The organism is Methanoregula sp. (genome assembly GCF_002835825.1).
Classification (GTDB): domain Archaea; phylum Halobacteriota; class Methanomicrobia; order Methanomicrobiales; family Methanospirillaceae; genus Methanoregula.
Genome location: NZ_PIZH01000269.1, coordinates 1 through 3,098, shown reverse-complemented (window position 1 = coordinate 3,098; position 3,098 = coordinate 1). Strand labels below are relative to the sequence as shown.

Below are 3,098 nucleotides of genomic sequence, written 5' to 3'. Positions count from 1 at the left end.
ACCGGCTTTTATCCGACGGTAATGACACTTGTGGTTGGCTTTTGCAAGCTAGGCCGGACTGCTCCGGAACACCGCCATGATCCGTGTCGTTTACTACGGAGAGGCATACTTTGCAATGTCAGCGATATCGCCATTGCTGATGTTTTTCTGGACGGAATGGAGGAGATCAAAATCTTTTCGCTCGATATACTGGAGAACCGCTTGGCATACCCCCGACAACAAGATACAGCAGATACAGGTCGAGGGCAGTATCATGAAGGCTCACTGGCGTGCAGGACCGGTATGAATCCCGGATCAGGAGAGCAAGCTTGTGTTTTCCCATGGCCCAGAGGAACTCTTCAAAATCGAGCGGGTACAGGGAGCACACCTCGACTTTTCCTACGGGGAATGAAAATTGTTTCCGGTTCAGGGCCACATCAAGCAGGCTGCCGGCAGCGATGATGGCGTAATCTCCTGCATCTTCGCAGAAATACTTCAGGGAGGCAAGAGCTTTCTCACAGGCCTGGATCTCATCGAAAAAGATCAGGGTGTCCTTTGCCCGGATGGTTGTTCCGGACAACGCGGCAAGTTCCCTGATAATACGTTCCGGGTCCAGGTCACGTTCGAAGATCCGTTGTGCCCCTGCATTGGATTCGAAATTGACATACACGATAGTTTTGTACTGCTTTTTCCCGAATTCCAGGACCGAATAAGTCTTGCCCACCTGCCGTGCCCCCTGCAGCAGCAGCGGTTTTCTGCGGGGATTGCGCTTCCACTCTTCCAGCCGCCGGGCGATCTTTCGTTCCATAAACTGTATTCATTGTACACTTTTTGGATGATAAAAGTGTTGTGGCGTTACACTTTTCTGAACATAAAACCGGCCCGTGAACCGGAATTCCTGCGTGCAAAGACTTGAAAGGAGGTTGTATCCCGGCTCCTCGTTCAGGCCCAGGAAGGTTTTATCACCGCGGAAGCACCTAACCTCATCGATCTCATAGAGCCCGGCGCGGTATCGCAAGAGCCGCGTGCCGGATCAATCGCTGATGCCGATGATCTGCACCGGGCAGAGCTCCGCAGCATCCCTTGTACATGCTTCGAGCTCAGCCGATGGCGTTCCTTCGCCGATGTTGCCGTTGTTGCGGAATTTCTCAGTGATCTGGCTGAATGAGTCATCCGGGTTCTCTTCAAAAAAATCCGGGCATGCCTCCCAGCAGGACCCGCAGCTCACGCAGGTCATCCGGTCAATGGTTACTTTCACCATGCGATCGATCCTCTCACGCGGGTATTCGCCCACGGGCGCAATAAAGATACGCCTACTCCGCTTCCCGCACCCGGCTCGCGCTGTCCGTGCCCATTTCCACGACCAGCGTGTTTGCAAACTCGCCCTGGATCTCGGCGATGTGGGAGATTAAGAGGATCTGCGGGAACCGGGACTCCTGCGTCCTGAGTGCGGTTAAGAGGTTGCTCCTCCGCTCCTCGTCCTGGCTCCCGAAGATTTCGTCGAAGATGAGAAACGTGGACTCGTGGACCTGGTGGAGCTCGGCAAGGTATCGCGAGAGGGCGATTCTTAATGCGACTGCGATGTCGTCCTGCTCGCCCCCGGAAAAGCGCTCGATGGGGTAATCGTTGTCAATGTCGCGGACGAGCAGGTTGAAGTCCTCGTCCAGCAGCACCTGCTCGTACCGCCCACCCGTGATCTCGGCGATGATGCGCGAGACCTCGCCTTCGAGCCGGCTCCGCACGACCTGCATGAGGTAGATGACGTACTCCGCGATGAGCGTGCGGGTGAGTTTCAGGTTTGCAATCTCATCGCGGAGACCTTCCGCCTGCTTTTGCAGATACACGATCTCGTCCTGTGCCCGCTTGTATTCAATGATCCGGTCTTCCGCAAACTTCCGGTCCCGCGATGCCGTTGCGATGGCAACTTCCTCGTCACGGAGACGCTGGTCCGTTGATGCGAGTTCGCCCTCCGTCTTTGTTGTCTCTGCCGGATCATAGGCAGACGCGGCGATCTCGTTCTCCAGCCGGGCAAGATCCTCTTTCCGTTGCGTGGTGCGGGCAAGGAGATCGGAACGCTGCTGCTTTAACGAGACGGCCTGCCCGATCTTCTTCCCGAGCTCGGTGAACCGGGCCTGCACCTTCTGGACCTCGTGCGCCTCCATCTCGGCGGCCCGGTACGCCGATTCATCGTACGCGAGCGTTTCACTTGCTGTCGCGTGGATTTTCGCTTCTTCCGCTTTCTTCGAGCGCTTTGTCATGAGCTCCGCAAGCTCGTTCTCGTACTCCACGAGCATCCGTAACCGTTCGGCAATCGTGCGGAGCGTCTCCAGCGAAGGGACAAGGGAGTCGATGGCGGATTTCTCAGCAGTGAGTTTCTCCTGCTTTGCGAGATCCGCTACCGCCTTCTCCTCCAGCTCCTCCAGCCGTGCGGCAAACTCTTTTTCCAGATCCCCGATATGCGCCCCGAGCTTCTGCCGGCAGAGCGGGCATACGCCGTCCGGGCCGGCAGCTTCGATCGTATCCCTGTCTTTTTTGATCTTCTCCCGTTCGGCCTGGTACTGCTGGAGCCGGGCCCCGATGGTCGCTGCCTGCTTTGTGATCTCGTGGAGCCGGAGATTGACCGCAGTCTCAAGCCTCGTGTCGGGAAGCTCCGGCCCGGTATTCAGCCGGCCCCGTATGGTGCTGCAGATCTTCTCTTTCTCGCAGGAGTCCTTCTGGAGCGCTGCAAGATGCGCCCGCGTCATCTCCGCCCTCGCGTCGATCTCACGAATCTCCCGTTCCGCAAAGCTGAGCTCCGCGGTGAGTCGGGCATGCTCGGACTTCTTCAGCACCAGGGCGTCGAGCCGTTTTCTTACTTCGCCGTACGATCCGGCGATCTTCTCGATCTTCTGGTACTCGGCTTCCTCGTCCGCGAGCATCGCAAGTGCGGCCTCGATCTTCCCGATGCGGACCGTTTCTTCCTGGAGTTCCTGGTGTGCCGCCTGCTGCTGCTGGAGAAGTTTTGTGTACGCGAGTTTCTCTTCGTCACGGACTTTCAGTTTTGCGTCGATGGCCGTTCTCTGCTCTTCGAGGACGATCTTCTGCTTCTCGTGCTCTTTTATTGCGGCTTTGAACCCGCT

The 3,098-nt window shown here is 57.1% G+C and carries 3 protein-coding genes; all 3 read right to left on the bottom strand.

What is annotated here, in order from left to right; translation table 11 throughout:
- Positions 1-166: 166 nt before the first annotated feature.
- On the bottom strand, positions 167-787 hold the full coding sequence (locus tag CW742_RS09600; RefSeq protein WP_292419688.1) for an ATP-binding protein: 621 nt from the start codon (positions 785-787) through the stop codon (positions 167-169).
- A gap of 225 nt (positions 788-1,012) precedes the next feature.
- Positions 1,013-1,240, bottom strand: a complete 228-nt coding sequence (locus CW742_RS09595; protein WP_292419684.1) for a ferredoxin — start codon at positions 1,238-1,240, stop codon at positions 1,013-1,015.
- 52 nt (positions 1,241-1,292) lie between these two features.
- A partial coding sequence (locus tag CW742_RS09590; RefSeq protein WP_369333017.1) for an ATP-binding protein occupies positions 1,293-3,098 on the bottom strand: 1,806 nt, incomplete at its 5' end.